Annotated in this window: 1 protein-coding gene; it reads left to right on the forward strand. The window is 72.5% G+C overall.

What is annotated here, in order from left to right:
- Positions 1 to 1301 (forward strand): phosphoglucosamine mutase (gene glmM, locus D2K64_RS23610; protein ID WP_238384402.1); only part of this gene is annotated, 1301 nt, incomplete at both ends.

Raw genomic sequence — 1301 nt, forward strand, 5'->3', positions numbered from 1 at the left:
GAGCGCCGGCTGTTTGGCACGGATGGGATCCGGGGTGTTGCCAATCGTGCGCCGATGGATGCGTCGACGGCGCTGCGGCTGGGCCAGGCGGCCGGGCGATTCTTTGGCCGCGGCACGCACCGGCACCGGGTGGTGATCGGCAAGGACACGCGGCTGTCCGGCTACATGCTGGAGCCGGCGCTGACTGCCGGCTTCGTGGGCGCTGGCATGGACGTGGTGCTGGTGGGGCCGCTGCCGACGCCGGCCATCGCCATGCTGACCCGCTCGCTGCGCGCCGACCTGGGCGTGATGATCTCGGCCAGCCACAACCCGTTCGAGGACAACGGCATCAAGCTGTTCGGCCCGGACGGGCTGAAGCTGTCGGATGACGAGGAGGCCGAGATCGAGGCGCTGATGGCCGGCGACCTGTCGGCGCAGCTGGTCGCCCCTTCGCGCCTCGGCCGCGCATCCCGCCTGGACGACGCGCCGGGCCGCTACATCGAGGCGGTGAAGGCGTCGTTTCCGAAGAGGCTGAGCCTGGCGGGCATGCGCATCGTGGTCGATTGCGCACATGGCGCCGCCTACAAGGTCGCGCCCACCGTGCTGTGGGAGCTGGGAGCGGAGGTGGTGCCGGTCGGCGTCGCGCCCGACGGCTTCAACATCAACCGGGACTGCGGCTCCACCGCGCCGTCGCGCATGGCGGAGCTGGTGCGGGAGCGCCGCGCCGATCTTGGCATTGCGCTGGATGGCGACGCCGACCGGCTGGTACTGGCCGACGAGAACGGCCAGATCCTGGACGGCGACCAGATCCTGGCGCTGGTGGCCCGCTCCTGGGCCTCGCAGGGGCGGCTGCGCGGCGACACGGTGGTGGCCACGGTGATGTCCAATCTCGGGCTGGAGCGGTTCCTGAGCGGCCTCGGCCTGACGCTGCTGCGCACCCGGGTCGGCGACCGCTACGTGTCGGAGCGGATGCGCGAAGCCGGCTGCAACCTGGGCGGCGAGCAGTCGGGCCACATGATCCTGAGCGATTTCGGCACCACCGGCGACGGGCTGGTGGCGGCGCTGCAGGTGCTGGCGGTGCTGGCCGAGAGCGGCCGGCCGGCCAGCGCGGTGTGCCGCCCGTTCGAGCCGCTGCCGCAGCGCCTGGTCAATGTCCGCTATGCCGGTGCCTCGCCGCTGCAGGACGCGGCGGTGACGGAGGCCATTGCCGCCGCCGAGGCGCGGCTCGGCCAGCGCGGCCGCGTGCTGATCCGCGCCAGCGGCACCGAGCCGGTGATCCGCGTCATGGCGGAAGCCGAGGAAGAGGCCCTGGTGGAGGACAC

Origin of the sequence: Teichococcus vastitatis, from assembly GCF_003604215.1 — a bacterium.
GTDB lineage: Bacteria > Pseudomonadota > Alphaproteobacteria > Acetobacterales > Acetobacteraceae > Pseudoroseomonas > Pseudoroseomonas vastitatis.